This window comes from Stenotrophomonas sp. YJH_SMC_48-3 (assembly GCF_059369375.1).
Genome location: NZ_JCAFSQ010000002.1, coordinates 346,081 through 361,165 on the forward strand (window position 1 = coordinate 346,081; position 15,085 = coordinate 361,165).

General features: G+C 67.0%; 10 protein-coding genes. 5 read left to right on the forward strand and 5 right to left on the reverse strand.

The window, feature by feature from the left end:
- The first annotated feature begins 20 nt into the window (after positions 1 to 20).
- Positions 21 to 530 carry a fimbrial protein gene (locus AC5P65_RS04420; protein ID WP_021204588.1) on the forward strand — a complete coding sequence of 170 codons (510 nt, stop codon included), beginning with the start codon at positions 21 to 23 and terminating at the stop codon, positions 528 to 530.
- A 5-nt stretch (positions 531 to 535) separates the two neighbouring features.
- Positions 536 to 1,519 carry a hypothetical protein gene (locus AC5P65_RS04425; protein ID WP_146256780.1) on the forward strand — a complete coding sequence of 328 codons (984 nt, stop codon included), beginning with the start codon at positions 536 to 538 and terminating at the stop codon, positions 1,517 to 1,519.
- Positions 1,520 to 1,693: 174 nt separating this feature from the next.
- Here AC5P65_RS04425 and AC5P65_RS04430 read toward each other — a convergent pair whose 3' ends face one another.
- Positions 1,694 to 3,874: an autotransporter outer membrane beta-barrel domain-containing protein gene (locus AC5P65_RS04430; RefSeq protein WP_258014303.1), complete on the reverse strand. Its 2,181-nt coding sequence runs from the start codon at positions 3,872 to 3,874 to the stop codon at positions 1,694 to 1,696.
- Between the two features lie 557 nt (positions 3,875 to 4,431).
- On the opposite strand from AC5P65_RS04430, the gene AC5P65_RS04435 reads away from it, so the two are divergent.
- Entirely contained in the window at positions 4,432 to 7,650 is a 3,219-nt protein-coding gene (locus tag AC5P65_RS04435; RefSeq protein ID WP_495215447.1) for an autotransporter family protein, read from the forward strand.
- Between the two features lie 194 nt (positions 7,651 to 7,844).
- The gene (locus AC5P65_RS04440; RefSeq protein ID WP_180832832.1) at positions 7,845 to 9,866 is read left to right on the forward strand and encodes an acyltransferase family protein; all 2,022 of its coding nucleotides are present in this window, start codon (positions 7,845 to 7,847) and stop codon (positions 9,864 to 9,866) included.
- A gap of 99 nt (positions 9,867 to 9,965) precedes the next feature.
- On the opposite strand, the gene AC5P65_RS04445 is transcribed toward AC5P65_RS04440, so the two are convergent.
- The 4 genes from AC5P65_RS04445 to AC5P65_RS04460 all read right to left on the reverse strand — a co-directional run bounded on the left by AC5P65_RS04445 (position 9,966) and on the right by AC5P65_RS04460 (position 14,094).
- The gene (locus AC5P65_RS04445) at positions 9,966 to 11,351 is read right to left on the reverse strand and encodes an FAD-linked oxidase C-terminal domain-containing protein (RefSeq protein WP_180832831.1); all 1,386 of its coding nucleotides are present in this window, start codon (positions 11,349 to 11,351) and stop codon (positions 9,966 to 9,968) included.
- Positions 11,348 to 11,929 carry a metal-dependent hydrolase gene (locus tag AC5P65_RS04450; protein WP_111098022.1) on the reverse strand — a complete coding sequence of 194 codons (582 nt, stop codon included), beginning with the start codon at positions 11,927 to 11,929 and terminating at the stop codon, positions 11,348 to 11,350. Before AC5P65_RS04450 ends, AC5P65_RS04445 begins: the two co-directional genes overlap by 4 nt.
- A gap of 85 nt (positions 11,930 to 12,014) precedes the next feature.
- Entirely contained in the window at positions 12,015 to 12,383 is a 369-nt protein-coding gene (locus AC5P65_RS04455; RefSeq protein ID WP_031270824.1) for a YraN family protein, read from the reverse strand.
- On the reverse strand, positions 12,373 to 14,094 hold the full coding sequence (locus AC5P65_RS04460) for a penicillin-binding protein activator (RefSeq protein ID WP_180832830.1): 1,722 nt from the start codon (positions 14,092 to 14,094) through the stop codon (positions 12,373 to 12,375). The genes AC5P65_RS04455 and AC5P65_RS04460 overlap by 11 nt, the downstream gene beginning before the upstream one ends.
- 81 nt (positions 14,095 to 14,175) lie before the next feature.
- On the opposite strand from AC5P65_RS04460, the gene rsmI reads away from it, so the two are divergent.
- The gene (rsmI, locus tag AC5P65_RS04465) at positions 14,176 to 14,994 is read left to right on the forward strand and encodes a 16S rRNA (cytidine(1402)-2'-O)-methyltransferase (RefSeq protein ID WP_019661063.1); all 819 of its coding nucleotides are present in this window, start codon (positions 14,176 to 14,178) and stop codon (positions 14,992 to 14,994) included.
- The last annotated feature ends 91 nt before the right edge of the window (positions 14,995 to 15,085 follow it).

Consider the following 15,085-nt stretch of genomic DNA (forward strand, 5'->3'; position numbering starts at 1 on the left):
ATAACCCAAGGAGTTCTTCCATGACCCTGTTCAACCGCATCACCCTGTGCACCGCACTGGTGGCCGCCGCGCCGCTGGCTCTGGCCGACACTGCCACCCTTACCATCAGCGGCAAGGTGCTGCCCGGCACCTGCACGCTCACCGCAGCGCCGATCACCCTGGACCCGGTGAAGGCCAGCGACCTGACGCCCGGCGCCGATGCGCAGATCAAGGCCGGGGCGCTGCAATTCGCGGGCTGCGTTGGCGTAAGCAAGGCCGTGCTGTCCTTCGCCGGTACCGCTGCCGACGGCGATGCTACGCGCTGGAAGAACACCGCTGCGAGCGATGCGGCCGAAGGCGTGTCGATCTCGCTGCTGTCCGGTACCACCGGCAGCACCTATCTGAAGGATGGTGACACCGGCATCGATGTGCCGGTGACTGGCGCCACCGCGCGATACGACCTTCGGGCGGCCTACTTCCTGCCCACCGGCGAAACGCCGAACGCGGGAGAAGTATCCACCGAGATCGTGGTGACGGCGGACTACCAGTGAGTGCCATGGTCAAGCGCTGCACCGGGCTGGGCTGGGCAGTAGGGCTGACGCTCTGCGTCGCCGGCGGTGTCGCCGCGCAGTCTACCTGCGCCGTGCAGACGGCGAGTTCCTCTACGGATCTGGTGGTGAATACTGAAAACGAGGCGTCAGCGGGTACGGTTCTGCATGGTCCCTGGCCAGGTGGAGCAACCCGTTTCAGGAACTGCAAGCCGGGGGAGCCACTCCAGCTGCAGATAAAGCCGATGATGCCGGGCCTTACCTATGTGAGGGACGTGGTCATCGATGGACTCACCTATCCCGCCTATGGCTGGAATGCAACATCGTCCTTGGTGATTCTTGGAATTCAGGTTTACTCCGGCTCCGGCTTGGGAATCTGGCGCTTCCCGCTCAGGATCGACAAGACGTCACAACAGGGAATCCTGGCAGGGCCTACTGGCGAGTTCGCGGTGACACTTCGAGTGGGGCTGGTGGCGCGCGGCGGTACCATCATCAAGGAAACCCAGGCCCTCGGTGTGGTGGAGACCTCATTGCTGAACGATCCGTCTGCCGTGGTTTCCAACAGCGGAAGCGTCGAAGTGAATCCAGCTGTCGATTCATGCCGGGTGCGCGCGGATGGCGCAGGGGTGATATTGGATCCGGCCCGGCAACCGGAACTGCAGCGCCCGGGCGATACGGCCGGGGAAGAACCCCTTCCGGCGCGCGTGCGCTGTTCGCGGGATGGCGTAGTGGCCGAGGTCGGCATTGACGATGCACTGGATATGGGCAACACCAGCAGCGTCCTGACACCGGCTGCGGGTACCAGTGCAACGGGCGTGGGTCTGCAGATTCTGCGCAACGGTGTGCCTTTGCCGATGGGAAGCCGGTGGATGTTCACCGATGGGGCTACCTGGACTGACCAGGGGCTGTCCGCCCGTTATATCCGGACCAGTGATGCCTTGAGTGCGGGTGACATCGTGGGCGAAGCAATTATCACTGCGACCATGAAATAGCACGGTATTTCCCGATCCGGGACGATGCGTGATCGTCTCCACTAAGGCCGGATCCAGCCCGCGGCTCATCGCGATCTGATCGATGCAGTCGAGCATGGCTCGACTCTACAAAGGCGTCGCGCCGGGCAAAAGAGAATGGCGCCGGAAACATCCGGCGCCGTCTTTTCAATTACCTTACCAGCGGTACGACATGCTCAGATTGGCCGTCGCTTCGCGATACCCGTGGTCACCACGCATCACACCAAATCCACCCCAGGCACTCAGCCCGGAACGGAAATCCACACGCGCGCCGGCATTCAACTCGTAGCGGTTGCGCGGCACGCTGGCCTTCAGCGCTTCATCATCGAACGCCATACCGTTACTGGCACCGTCGCGGTACCAGTTGGCCACCACATACGGGCTGACCGACGCACCGGCGGCACTGCGGCCTTCGCCCTGCAGGCGCAGGCCCACGCGGCCGGACAGGCCGCTGTCGCCCAGGCTGCGCACCACCGTGCCGTTGGTTTCCTCGTGGCGATCGGTGCTGGCGTCGGTGTAGATCAGCTGCAGTTCCGGCTGCAGGCTCAGCGCGGTGCTGCCGATCTGGCCGATGCCGAAGCGGTAGCCCGCTTCCAGCGACGACTGCCAGATGTCCGAGTCGTAGCGCTCTTCGGCCAGGCCTTCGCCCTGCACGCGGTTGCGGAACTGGCCGCGCTGCACGCTGGCATCCACATACAGCGCATCGTTGCTCCAGTTACCGTACACGCCCAGCGCACCGCCGTTGACCTTGCCGCGTGCGCTGTAGCCGGTCAGCTGCGAACGCGAAGTGGCATCGGACTTGGCCAGCGTGCCCATCACGCCCACGCGGCCCTGGCCGCTGTCGAACACACCGATGTCCGCACCCAGCTGCAGGCGCGAGCGGTCCACGCGCAGGTCCAGCTGGTCTTCCACGGCAGACAGTTTGCTCTGCGTGCCGTTCACGCGGGCCCAGCCACGCACGCCGTCAACGGCGGAGGTGTTGCCGCCCTGGCGGTCGCGCCAGCCGTGGCGCAGCAGCTGGTCCATCGCGAACTGGTTGGCCAGGTAGGCGCCGGCTTCCGGGCGCAGCACCGGCGTGGGGTCAACCGGATCGACCGGGTCCACCGGATCGACCGGCGTGCACTCCGGCAGTGTGGGATCCACCACGCACGGGTCCGGCGTGCCGGCCAGCTCCGAGCGCAGGTACCAGCCGCCGTTGGTCGCATCCTTGAACAGGAAGTACTCGTACTGCCCGCCCACCGCACGGCCCTGCAGGTCGAACTGTGCATTGGACGCACCGCCCACGCGGATCAGTTCGATGCCCTTGTCGGTCTTCGCGCCCGCACCACCGGCATTGAGCACGCGCACGTTGGCCTGGCCGTTGGCATCGCCCTTGATGATCAGCCTGTCGGTGGCCGAGCTGTCGTCACCCAGCTGGGTGTTGAACAGCAGGGTACCGCCGGCACCGTCGAAGGTATCCACGGTGAGCGTGTTGAACGTGCTGCCATTGCCGAGTGCCACCGTGCCGGTGCTACCCAGCGCCAGGTGGCCGACGTTGCTGTCGCCGGTCATCAGCCAGGTGCTGTCGCTGTCGATGCTGGCCGAGGTGACGTTGAGGAAGCGGCCGTCGATCTGCGCCTTGTTGCGCAGGATGATGTCCAGCGTGCCATTGGTGACCGTGGCTGGGTCGAGGGTCACGTTGCCGGCCAGCCGGGAATCATCAACGGTGAAGATGACGTTGGTACGTGCGGTGCTCGCGGCGGTGGGGGCCTGCACCAGCAGTAGGTTGCCATCGCCACCGATCAGCTTTGAATCGTTGGCCACATTGATTTCGTAAGTACCCTCCAGGCCCGGCATGACCCGTATCGCCGCGCCGCGCCGCGACTGCAGGCTGGAGTCATTGATGTTGAGGCGAATGGGGGCCGTGGCGCCGGGAACCAGCGACCAGAGCATGACACCGACATTGGCCGCGAGAATCTGCGAGCCGTTGACGATGTCCGCCTGCCCTCTCTGCAAGCGCACTCCCAATCCACTGTTGTACTCGGCTGCACCGGGGGCTTCGGCCACTTGGATTCGGGTGTTATCGAGAATCGCCCGCGGCGAGCCGCTACCTGTGCCGGACAGCGATCTGTCGAGATCGACACCAATGGAACTCGCTGCGCCCACCGGAATGTCGGCGGAGTCTAGAACGATATGGTTGTCCACCAGATGTGCTTGGGACGAATCACTGATGCTGATACCGCCGCGGAAGATAGTGCCTTGCGCCTCCAGCAATGACGCGCCCAGCAACTGGACCGAGAGCGCATCAGCGCCGCTCTGGTTGATCACCGCGCGCGCCATGTACAGGGTGGAGTCCATGGCCTGGATGCGTTGCGTCTCACCGCCGAGCACCCTCAGCCGTGAGTCATTGCGCAACGTCCAGGCTTCGATCGGATCGCCGGGACCGACATCGGCACGCTGATTGTCCAGATCTCCTGCGAATACAGCAGCTGCAGGTGCTACCGCCACGGCAAGCAGCAGGCCGCGTGCCAGCGGGCGGAGGCAGGGAAGAGAAGTGCGGGGCCGATCTAGACGCATGGTCTGGTCCTCTACAAGGGAGACGGATGGGACACTGCACTGCCACTGCGGTTGCCGGCCCCCTGTTCAGGCGGGTGACGTATACGCCGCGACCGCGTGAAGGCTGAGTGATGGGTCGATGGCGACAATGCGTGTCTCGAATGGGGCGCAGTTTCGGCTGCTGCCGTCTCTGTTCCCATGCAATTAGTTGCAAAGCGTGCTTGCATCCCCTGCTCTGGCCGGCGCCCGTTCAGACAGTGCTTCAGCTGCGGCAATGCGCCGCACCGGCATTGCAACGCATTCGATGTTGGATTGCCCCGCAGATGCCGAACATGGCGCTCCTTTCATGGAGAGCTGTCATGCACCTACCGTATTCGCGTTGCCGCCTGTACTCGGCACTGGCCCTCGCGCTGGCCATCGTTTCGCCAGCGATGGCGCAGCAGGTCGTTGCCGATGGCGATGAGCAGAACCCAGCGGCCGGCGACTACGCCACGACCGAGCCGGTCGAGCCCGGCAATCCGGCCGGTCATGCGTTCCTTGCCGTAAACGGCGGCACCATCATTCCAGCCGGCGAGGTCAATCTGCGCACCGACGGGCTGCGTGCCGCCGCCGCACGGGCTGAGGGCGTGGGCAGCAGCATCCAGCTCAACGGCGGGCAGGTCATGACCACCGGCCGGGGCGCGGCGGGTCTATCGGCATCCGCCGGGGGGCACGTTCAGGCCGTTGGTACGCGCATCGAGACGTTGGGAACCACCTCGCACGGCGCTGAGTCGCTCGCCGGGCGCATCCAGCTGGAGCGTGTGGATATCGTCACCCGTGGCGGACTGTCACACGGAGTGACAGTCCGCGGCGGCGAGGCGCAGATCCATGACAGCACTATCACCGTCCACGGAAGCCAGTCCAATGGTCTTGAGGCTGTTGGCGGAACGCTCCAGGCAGAACGCATCCGCATCGAAGTAGGCAGCAGCGGGCAGGGACTGTGGGCAGAGGGCAGCAGCGATGTGACGCTGCGTTCGGTCCAGATCAACGGCAGTGGTGCAGGTGCCTCGGGCGTGTTGGCGGGCCTGGGCAGCAAGGTGTTGCTGGAAGATGTGGACATCAATCTCACCCACGAACGCTCGGGCATGGGCTTGTTCGTAGGAGGAGAGCTTGAGATGCGTGGCGGCAGCGTCCATGCGCGCGGAGACAACGCCAGTGCTGTCAGCTTCGCCACCGGTGGAGGCGGTGTGCTGCGGCTGATGGGAGTGGAGCTGTCCGGTCACTACGGCATCCATATGACCGAAGGTGCTGACCTGACCCTCCAGAACAGTCAACTCGACAGTGTTTCGACGGGCATCAACATGAACCAGCGCGATGTCGTGGCGAAGGTGACCGGCTCCTCGATCACCACCCAGAACGGCGTCGGCATCCTGGTGGAGAACGGAGACCTGATGGTCGAAGGTTCGACCATTACCTCCGATGGCATCTATTGGCAGGCGATCTCGGTGCTGGGCGGCACCGCTCACGTCACCTCCAGCCGCTTGCGCACTCTCGGCCAGAACGGTCATGGCCTGTATGCAGAAGGCGCGGCGGGTGTTCGTCCGGTCGCAACTGCCAGCGAGATCGACATCCTGACCGAGGGCCCGGGCGCCGTTGGCGCGATCGCGCGCCTGGGCGGCACCGTGCATCTGGCCGACAGTGTCGTGCGCACCACCGGCGTCAACTCACACGGTGTGCTGTCTGGCGGCACCGGCGAAATGACGCTGAACAACACCCACGTGCGCACCGAAGGCGAAGGCGCATGGGCAGCGGTGATCAATGACAACGGTCGTATGCAAATCGATGGCGGTTCGCTGGTGAGCGCCCAGCATGGCGGTGTATGGCTGCGCAGCAGCCGCGACCCGGGCCTGACCCTGTCCAACGGCGCGGTGGTATCGGGCGGCAATGGCATCGCGCTGGCACTGGATGCCGCAGTGGCCGGACGTTTCGATGTTGCACTGGGCGGAGGCTCGCAGATGGTGGGCGACATCGTCATCACCCCGGAGGACGAGGACGCAGGCCTGCCACCACAGTCGAATGTGCATGTGCGGCTGGCGGATGGGTCGCTGTGGCAGGGCAGTTCCGACCTGGTGCAGACGATGGCGATCGAGAGCGGCAGCCAGTGGACACTGAGCGGTGATGCCACGGTAGGCGAACTTCAGGTGCTCAACAGTGGCGTGGCACTGTCTGACGGCAGTGGTCGCTTCAATACGCTCACCGTGGACGGCGACCTGCACAGCGAAGGGGCCACGTTCCTGTTCCAGGGCGCGCTGGCCGGCGATGACAGCGCGATGGATCGCCTGCACGTGCGCGGCGATACCTCCGGCGATGCGCTGATCGCGGTGAAGAACATCGGTGGGGTGGGTGCGCAGACAAAGGATGGCATCCAACTGATCGAGATCGACGGTGCATCACTGGCGAGCTACGCACTGAGCGGCCGCGCGGTGGGCGGATCGTACGAGTATTTCCTGTTCAAGGGGGGCGTGACGGATCCCACCGATGGCAACTGGTATCTGCGTTCGCAATGGTTCGATGTCTGCCAGGACAACCCGGCTGCGCCGGGGTGCGCGGTCGATCCGGGCCCGGATCCGATCGACCCGACGGATCCGGTGGATCCAATCAATCCGATCCTGCCGCCGCCGGTACTGCGCCCGGAAGCCGGTGCCTATCTGGCAAACCAGTCAGCAGCCATCAACATGTTTTCCCATCGTCTGAACGACCGTATCGGGGCCGTATCGCTGGATGAAGGCCGTGCCGCGTGGGCGCGTGTGGGCCGGCAGCAGGCGGACTTCAGCGCGGTCGGCGGTCAACTGTCGATCGATGGCAACACCTCGGTGCTGCAGATCGGCAGTGAGCTGGTTCGCCGGGGCAATGCAGCGTTCGGCGTGATGCTGGGCACGGGGCGTGCTGACAGCAGTGCAGTGTCCGATCTGACCGGCTACAGCGCCAAGGGGCGGGTGCGTGGCAGTGCCGTGGGTGTGTACGGCACCTGGTTGCAGGCGGCTGACGGTACGCAGGGTGCGTACGTTGATGCGAACCTGCAGCACGGCCGTTTCGATAACCGGGTGCAGGGCATCGGCCTGGCGCCGGAGCACTACGATTCGCGCATGGCCAGTGTGTCGCTGGAGACCGGCTACACCTTCAACGTGTGGCAGGGTGCCGCCAGCGCGCTGTACGTGCAGCCGCAACTGCAGCTGAGCCATGTCGATTTCCGCGCCGATCGCCACGTGGAGAGCAACGGCACGGTGATCGACCACGCCGATGCCGGTGGCCTGAGCGGGCGCCTGGGCGTGCGTGTGTTTGGCCATGGCACTGCAGCCGACAATGCCGTGCAGCCGTACCTGGGCGTGAACTGGCTGCGTGGCAGCGGCGCCAGCACGTTGCAGTTCAACGGTGACACGCTGGGCGCGGACGTGCCACGCAACCGTTACGAGGTGCAGGCCGGTGCCGAGCTGAAGCTGGGCCAGCGCTGGGGTGCGTGGGGTGGCCTGACCGTGCAGCGCGGCGACCACGGTTACCGCAACGTGGGCGGCCAGCTGGGCCTGCGCAAGGCCTGGTAAGCGGGCGTGCAGCGGGGTCGGATCCCATTGCCTGGGCAATGGGCTCTGACCCCTGGCTGCTGCCGTAGAGCCGAGCCTACGCTCGGCTCATCGCGATCTGAACGAAGAGCAGCCGAGCATGGCTCGGCTCTACAATCGCGCCGATCCGGGACTGGACCTGAACGTTGTCCACGTCTGTCGCGATCGTCCATTGAATGACTGCGCAAACGGTGGCGATGCTGCCGGATCGCTCGCTGCCGGTCACCCGCATGTCCCCTCCCGAACGTTCCCACAATGCGGCCATTGACGGCCTGCGCGCATTGGCGGTGCTGGCCGTCATCCTGTTCCACACCAATGCGGCATGGCTGCCCGGCGGCTTCACCGGTGTGGACCTGTTCTTCGTGGTGTCCGGCTTCGTGATCAGCCAGTCGCTGGCGTCGCGTGCCAACGCATCACTGGGCGCACTGCTGCTCGACTTCTACCGCCGACGCGTGCTGCGCCTATTGCCGGCGCTGCTGGTAATGCTGATGGCCACCTTCGTGCTGTCGGCGCTGTTCATTCCCCGCGCGTGGCGCAACGAGCAGTTCGACCAGACCGGCTGGGCCGCGCTGGTCGGCTTCAGCAACATCGTGCTGGCTGGGCAGCAGGACGACTATTTCTCACCCGGCGCCGAACTCAACCCGTTCCTGCACACGTGGACGCTGGGTGTGGAGGAGCAGTTCTACCTGGTCTTCCCGCTGCTGTTCTTCGTCTGGCTGCGCGGGCGTGAGCGCTGGCCGTGGTCGCGTTGGCTGTTGCCGGTGCTCACCGCGCTGTCGCTGGCGTGGGCAGGTTGGCAGGCGCAATCGGCACCAGCGGCAGCGTTCTACCTGCTGCCGGCGCGATTCTGGGAGCTGGCCGCGGGCGCGCTGCTCTACCAGTGGATGCGCACGCGTACGCCGGGCCGGAACGGTGATGCGGTTGCAGTGGTCGGTCTGGCGCTGCTGGCCGCAGGTGCGCTGATCGCACCGCAGTTGGCGATGCCGGTGCCGGGCGTGCTGGCCACCGTGGCCGGTACCCTGCTGCTGTTGGCGAGCGTGTCGACAGCGGGGTCATCGCGCATCGCCCGCGCGCTGGGCTGCGCACCGCTCGCCTACCTGGGGCGCTTGTCCTATTCGCTGTACCTGTGGCATTGGCCGTTGCTGGTGCTGCTGCGCTGGACCTACGGTCTGCAGGGAGCGGCACTGTGGCTGTACCCGGTGCTGCTGTTGGCGGTATCCGCTGCGTCCTACCACTTCATCGAACGTCCGCTGCGCCGTGCAGCACCCCTGCTGCGGCTGGCACCGGCCAAGGTGCTGGCGATGGCGTTGCCGGTGGTGGCGCTGTGTGGCGCGGGTGCCTGGGCCACCGTGGAGTACCACGAGCAGGTCTCGCTGAGCGTTACCCGTGACGGCTATGCATGGCAGGCGCGGCGCTACCCGGCATGGCGTCCGCTGGAGCCGGTGAGCGCGCCGGCGCTCGAAGGGCGGCGGCTGTTCGTGGTGGGGGATTCGCATGCGGCGGCCTATCGCACGATGACCAGCATGGTGGCGCGCCAGACCGGCATGGAGGTGCGTCAGGATGATCGTGGCGGCTGCAGCTTCGTCAATCTGCTGCGGGCCAGCCCGTCCGACTGCCAGGCATTCATCGAGCACGCGCTGTCGACCATCGAGCGCGAGGCGCGCCCCGGTGACTTCGTGCTGCTGGCGGCATTGCGCATGCCGGAGCTGCGTGGATTCGACTGGCAGCGGCAGGATGCACAGGAAATCTATCGTCAACTGCTTGCCGAGCGCACCCCGACCAATGCGCAGGCCGCGCGTGATGAGGCTGATCGTGTTCTTGGACGTCTGCAGAAGCTGGGCGTGCATGTGGTTTTGGATGCACCACTGCCGTTGTTCAAGGCCGGTGCGTACCGCTGTTCGGACTGGTTCAACCGCCGCAACCCGGCTTGTGCCGGGGGCCTGAGCATGCGGCGCGCCGACCTGGACAGGCTGCGAGCGCCGCAGATGGCGTTGCTGTCCGAACTGGCAGCGCTCTATCCATCGCTGACGGTGTGGGATCCACTGCCGCTGCTGTGTGGGCCGCAGACCTGTTCGGCCGTGGAAGAGGGCGGACCGTTGTTCTTCGACAACGATCATCTGAGTGGGCACGGTAATCGCGTGCTGCTGCCCAGTTTCCGGCAGACCCTGAGCGATATTGCAGGCGACAAGCCCTTGTAGAGCCGAGCCCACGCTCGGCTTTCGCGCGCAGCGCGGGAGTTTCGCGAACGGAATGGAGAGCAGCCGAGCATGGCTCGGCTCTACAGAAGTGCGCGCGATCTATGCCGGCGGCAGCACCTTGCCCGGGTTGAGAATCCCATCCGGGTCCAGCGCGGCCTTGATCGCACGCATCGTCACCAAGGTAGCCGGGGTGAAGGCCTGCGCCATGAAATCGCGCTTGGCCAGGCCGATGCCGTGCTCGCCCGACAGCGTGCCGCCCAGTGCCAGGGTCAGCTCGAAGATCTTCGGCAGCGCGGCATGCGCGCGCGCGTTTTCGTCGGCATCCTCCGGATGGTAGAGGATGTTGACGTGCAGGTTGCCGTTGCCGGCATGGCCGAAGGTGACGATGGTGAGTCTGTAGTCACGCGCCAATGCCTGCACGCCAGCCACAAGCTCTGGAATGCGCGACACCGGCACCACCACGTCTTCATTGATCTTGCCGGGCGCGACGCTGCGCAGTGCCGGCGACAGTGCCTTGCGCGCGGCCCACAGCTGGTCGCGTGCACGGCCTTCCATCGCCACGTCCAGTTCGATCATGCCGTCGCCTTCAGCGGCGCTGGCCAGTGCCTGCAGCAGATAGGGCAGGGTGTCGTGGTCACCATCGGCTTCCACCAGCAGCATCGCACCGGCCTCCGGCACGTCCGCACCGTTGAGACGCAGCAGCTCAAGGCTGCGCGCGTCCATGAATTCCAGGCGCGTGGGTACCACCGGCTGCGACATCAGGCGTGACACTGCGGCGGCGGCCGCATCGGCGTCGCGGTACAGCACGCGCAGTCCGGCCTGGCTGACCGGCAGCGGGGTGAGCTTGAGGGTGGCTTCCACGATCAGCGCCAGCGTGCCTTCGCTGCCCACCAGCAGGTGGGTGAGGTCGTAGCCGGTGGAATCCTTGGTGTAGGCACCACCGCAGCGGATCACCTCGCCGGTGCCGGTCACCGCCACCAGACCCAGCACGTTGTCGCGGCTGGTGCCGTACTTCACCGCGCGTGGGCCACCGGCATTGCAGGCCAGGTTGCCACCCACGCTGCAGATCTCCGCGCTGGACGGGTCCGGCGCCCAGAACAGGCCATGCGGGGCCAGCGCCTGCTGCAGGGTTCCATTGAGCACGCCCGGCTGCACCACCGCGCAGCGATCACCGGCGCGGATCGCCACGATGCGGTCCATGCGGGTGAACGACAGCACGATGCTGCCCGGCAACGGCACGGCCGCGCCGGTGGTGCCGGTGCCCGCGCCGCGCGCGACCAGTGCCACGCCATGCGCACGGCAGGCACGCACCAGCGCCTGCACCTGTTCGATGCTGGCGGGCAGCGCGACGGCGGCAGGGCGCTGGTGGCGCCACGAGTTGTCCTGTGCGTTCGCCTCCAGCGCGTTGTCATCCATGCGCCAGCCATCGGCACCCAGCAGGGCGGACAGTTCGGCAACCAACGCGGCGGGCAGGACAGTACTCATGATGGATCTCGCGGGACAGCAGGGGCGGGTTGGATCAGTTTCCAGGCAACAACGGCGCCGGCCAGCGGCAGCCACACCCAGCGCAGTTCAGAGAGCAGGGTGGCGATGCCGCGCGCGCTGAAGAACTGGGGCGCGAACGGTGACACGCGGATCGGTCGCCACGGTGCGAAGAAGCGTTGTTCGCTCCACGGCCAGGCGAGGGCAACGCCGAGGCCACCGGAGGTCATCGCATCCAGCAGTGGATGGCTGGCGGCGCAGACGAAGACGAATGCAGCGGCTTGTACGGTAGATGCCAACCTTGGTTGGCACACATCCGCCGACCAAGGCCGGCGACTACCAAAGAACGCCCACACCGCGGCCAGCACCGCCAACACCCCGGCAAACAACAACGAATGGCTGGCACCGCGATGGCCGAACGCATCGGCATAGGGAATGTGCAGGGCAAAGGCCAGTACATCGGCATCGGGCAGCATCGCCGCGACCACACCCGCAGCGAGCAACCACGCAGGAATGCGGCCACGATCCGCGGCGCACCACAGCGCCAACGGCACAGCGGCATGGGTGATGATCGAAGGCATCAGTCACGTACCATGGTAGTGCCGGCCGTGGGCCGGCTGCAGGTCCGACGGGTAGTGCCGGCCGCTGGCCGGCAAAGAGTAGCCATCAGGAGTCATCCAATCGGAACGCATCGCGCAGCCAGTGCAGCTGCGGCGGCTCGCCGGTGGCTTCCACCACATCGAAACGGCACGGCGCATCGGCCAGCGCGGGATTGTCCTGCAGGTACAACAATGCGGCATGTGCCAGGCGCCGACACTTGCGCACATCCACCGAGGCCGCGCCGCCACCGAAATCGGATCGCGCGCGATAGCGCACTTCCACGAACACCACGGTGCCGGCATCGTCCATCACCAGGTCCAGTTCACCGCCGCGATAACGCACGTTGCGCGCACGCGGCCGCAGTCCGGCCTGTTGCAGATGCTGCTCGGCGGCGGCTTCCACCGCCGAGCCACGTTGGCTGCGCTCAGCGACCACCGACGATCGGCATCGGCCGGCCGCCATTGAAGGTCGACCAGGCCGGCTGGCGCAGGATGTTGCCATTGCTGTCCAGGAACAGGGTGCCGGTGGCACCGTCCAGGCCGCCTTCGTTGGACAGCTTGTCCAGGTAGGCGGTGATCTTCCAGGCATCGGCGCCGAAGGCGAACAGGCGGCCGGCCGCACCGCGTGCGCTGGGCAGGGTGCTGGCGACCTGGCTGGCCGAGGGCAGGCCGGACACGCTGCGCACGTTCCAGGCTTCGTTCGGGTAGACGATGCCGTCCAGCGCCACGTCTTCTTCCACCTTGCCGCTGCCGACGGTCAGCTGCGAAGTGCCAACGCGGGTGGCGCCACCGGCACCGGCCAGCGCCAGCTGCGGCGCCAGCAGGCGGGCCTGCGGCGCGCGCACGGCGAGGAACACGGCATCGACCTGGCCGGCATTGCGCACCTGCGCACCGACATCGCCAACCGCGTCGCTGACGCCGACGGTAGCCACCACCTGGCCACCACGCTGGGCGAAGCGCTGGGCAAAGGCGGCGGCGGCACGGCGGCCGGTATCGTCGGCGCTGTTGATCACCAACGCCTTGCCGCGCTCGCGGCCGCGCAGATATTCGGCAGCGACGATGCCGTCGTCTTCCGGTGCCAGCGAGAAGCCGGCGCTGCCGGCCGGCGGCGCGTCCTTGCCACGGTTCAGGGCCAGCACCGGCACCTGCAGCTGCTGGCGGCCATAGACCGCATCCACTTCGTCGCGGCCCAGCGGGCCGACCACGAAGTCGGCGCCGGAGGCGACGGCCTTGTCATAGGCGGCCAGCGCACCGGCCGGGGTACCGGCGGTGTCGATGAAGTTGATGTCCGGGCGGCGGCGGGTCTCGCCGTAGTACGCGGCCAGCAGGCCATCACGCACCGGCTGCGCGGCGGTGGCCAGGCGGCCGCTGAGCGGCAGCAGCACGGCCAGCTTGGCCGGCGGGCGGTAACCGTCGCTCATCGCCGGCGGGCGCTTGCTGGTGTCGAACTGGGCGGCGCCATCGCGGTCGAACGGGCGCGGCAGCGGCAGGCCGCGCGCGATCAGTGCGCGGCCGGCGAAGTTGTACAGCGGGTCGTTGGCCGGCAGGGCAGCGGCACGGCTGCGCAGGGTGGCATCGTCAAGCGTACCGAGCAGACCGGCGATGGCGGCCTGGTTCTCGCTGCGCGCGCTGCCGGTCAGGCTGGCGTGGGCGCGGGCGCGCTCGGTGGCGGCACCGAAGGCATCGCCGGTGCCCTGCAGCGCGTTGGCGCGGGCTACGTGCCAGCGCGTGCGCAGCGCGGGGTAGACGTTGTCGCCCTGTTCCTTCAGCAGGGCCAGGGCCTGCGCCGGCTGCTTGTCGGCCAGTGCCAGCTCGGCGCCGGTCAGCTGGTAGCGCTGCAGGCTGGCGCCGGACAGCTGGCGGGCGGTGAGCTGGCCAAGCAGGCTGCGCGCGCGGGCACTGTCGCCGGCCAGGTGCCAGGCCCAGGCGGCATCGGCCAGGGCATTGCTGCGGGCGCCACCTTTCAGGGTTGCGGCCAGCGCTTCCAGCTGCAGGGCGGCGTCGCGCGGTTTGCCTTGTTCGATCAGCGCCAGCGCCTGGCTCTGGGCCGGCGATTCGGGCGCGCTGGTCAGGCTGGTGGTGGCACAGCCGGCCAGCAGCATCAGCGACAACGACAGGGCGGAGATCCGTGCGGCGGGCTTGTTCATGATCGGGTCCATGCGATGAGGGCAGCGGCCTTGGCCGGGTACACGCTACGATTCTACCCTTGCCCCGTGAGTACCGCTGAAATGAGTGTGCCAACCCTGTACGTCGTCGCCACCCCGATCGGCAACCTGGCCGATCTGAGCCCGCGCGCGCAGGAGGTGCTGCGTTCGGTGGCGGCCATCTGTGCCGAAGACACCCGCCGCAGCGGCCAGCTGCTGTCCCATTTCGGCATCCAGCAACCGCTGGTGGCCCTGCACGAACACAATGAAGAGGCCCTGGCGCAGCGCCTGGTTTCGCGATTGCAGGCCGGCGAGTCGCTGGCGCTGGTCAGCGATGCCGGTACCCCGCTGGTCAGCGACCCCGGTTTCCGCCTGGTGCGTGCCGCGCGCGCGGCGGGTATCAAGGTCAGCCCGGTGCCCGGTGCCTGCGCCGCCATCGCCGCGCTGAGCGTGGCCGGCCTGCCCAGCGACCGTTTCAGCTTCGAGGGTTTCCTGCCGGCCAAGGCCAGCGGCCGCCGCGACCGCCTGCAGGCGCTGGCCGGCGAAGTGCGCACGATGGTGTTCTACGAATCCTCGCACCGTATCGCCGAGTCGCTGGCCGACATGGCGGCGATCTTCGGCGGCGAGCGCCCGGCGGTGCTGGCCCGCGAGCTGACCAAGCTGTTCGAGACCGTGCTCGACGGTGACCTGGCCGGCCTGTTGGCGAAGGTGGAAGCTGACGAGAACCAGCGCAAGGGCGAGTTCGTGGTGATGGTGCAGGGCGCCGGCGACGATGAGGAAGCGCAGCTGGCGCATGGCCGCCGCGTCTACGCCAAGCTGAGCGAGCATCTGCCGCCGTCGACCGCTGCAAAGCTGGCCGCGGAACTGACCGGCGCACCGCGCAAGGCGTTGTACGGCAGTTGATGGATCGTGCGGACCAAGGTCCGCACCCACCAGAGCGGAATCCGCACCCACCAGAGCGGAATCCGCACCCACCAGGGCAGCGGCATCGGTA

What these genes read in the sequence shown, in the direction of transcription:
- AC5P65_RS04420 (WP_021204588.1), top strand. Translation starts at nt 21, where the DNA reads ATGACCCTGTTCAACCGCATCACCCTGTGCACCGCACTGGTGGCCGCC.
- AC5P65_RS04425 (WP_146256780.1), top strand. Translation starts at nt 536, where the DNA reads ATGGTCAAGCGCTGCACCGGGCTGGGCTGGGCAGTAGGGCTGACGCTC.
- AC5P65_RS04445 (WP_180832831.1), bottom strand. Translation starts at nt 11,351, where the DNA reads ATGAGTACTGTCCTGCCCGCCGCGTTGGTTGCCGAACTGTCCGCCCTG.
- AC5P65_RS04430 (WP_258014303.1), bottom strand. Translation starts at nt 3,874, where the DNA reads ATGGACTCCACCCTGTACATGGCGCGCGCGGTGATCAACCAGAGCGGC.
- AC5P65_RS04435 (WP_495215447.1), top strand. Translation starts at nt 4,432, where the DNA reads ATGCACCTACCGTATTCGCGTTGCCGCCTGTACTCGGCACTGGCCCTC.
- AC5P65_RS04450 (WP_111098022.1), bottom strand. Translation starts at nt 11,929, where the DNA reads ATGCCTTCGATCATCACCCATGCCGCTGTGCCGTTGGCGCTGTGGTGC.
- AC5P65_RS04460 (WP_180832830.1), bottom strand. Translation starts at nt 14,094, where the DNA reads ATGAACAAGCCCGCCGCACGGATCTCCGCCCTGTCGTTGTCGCTGATG.
- rsmI (WP_019661063.1), top strand. Translation starts at nt 14,176, where the DNA reads ATGAGTGTGCCAACCCTGTACGTCGTCGCCACCCCGATCGGCAACCTG.
- AC5P65_RS04440 (WP_180832832.1), top strand. Translation starts at nt 7,845, where the DNA reads ATGACTGCGCAAACGGTGGCGATGCTGCCGGATCGCTCGCTGCCGGTC.